Origin of the sequence: Micromonospora sp. SL4-19 (assembly GCF_047921475.1) — a bacterium.
Classification (GTDB): Bacteria; Actinomycetota; Actinomycetes; order Mycobacteriales; family Micromonosporaceae; genus Micromonospora.
The window spans coordinates 1-696 of sequence record NZ_JBLROB010000083.1 but is presented as its reverse complement, the minus strand read 5'-3'; the positions used below and the strand labels follow the sequence as shown (position 1 = coordinate 696).

At 69.1% G+C, this 696-nt stretch carries 1 protein-coding gene; it reads right to left on the bottom strand.

The annotated features are described in order from the left end of the window. Positions 1-121 (bottom strand): helix-turn-helix domain-containing protein (locus ACNAVT_RS31785; RefSeq protein ID WP_416301693.1); only part of this gene is annotated, 121 nt, incomplete at its 3' end. Positions 122-696: the final 575 nt, after the last annotated feature.

Sequence of the window (696 nt, the reverse complement as noted above, 5' to 3'; positions counted from 1 at the left end):
TCTTCACCAGAGCCAGGCACTGGTTGAACGCGAACCGAGCCGCCCCCGCATGACGGGCCAACACCACCACCTGCGACGGCGACGGGTCGACCGTGAACCGGAACGCGGTAAACCTCCCCACAACCCCACAGCATGCCCGCCACCTACGACACTTCCTTGAGGGCCAGCCGTCGCAAGCCCGCGACTCAAGCGGCGGATCAGTTCCGCGCCGCTTGGCCGTCGCCCTGGTGCTCGCAGACAGCGGCGCCCCGACCGGATGGCCGGGGCGCCGCTGGGCGTCGGTGTGCAGGTCGCCTCTCGGCGAGTGGCACGACGCGGCTCCAGCCGAACGGTATTCCGCGAAGGCAATTTGGGTGAGGCCCGGGGACACTGGACACACCGACGCTCTGCACAACGGTACGAGCCGCCGCCCTGTTCCGCTGCCTCCGGTGACCGCCGTCACCTGGCTGCGGTTGGGGCTGGTTGCTCTTGAGGGCTGGCTCTGAGCGGCAGCTGTCCAAGATCCGCAGATGCCGCTGGCCGGCACCCCACGTCTGGGGGTGCCGGCCACCGGCTGTGCTCATGCTGTTTGGTTTTCCGCTGTCCTGTGGGGGTCAGCTGTTCCAGTAGTGGGCGACCAGGTCAGCGGCCTGCTGCTCCCACTGGGCGTAGGCGTCCGGGTACGCCGAGACCTGCACCGTCTGCGCGGCCTTGGTC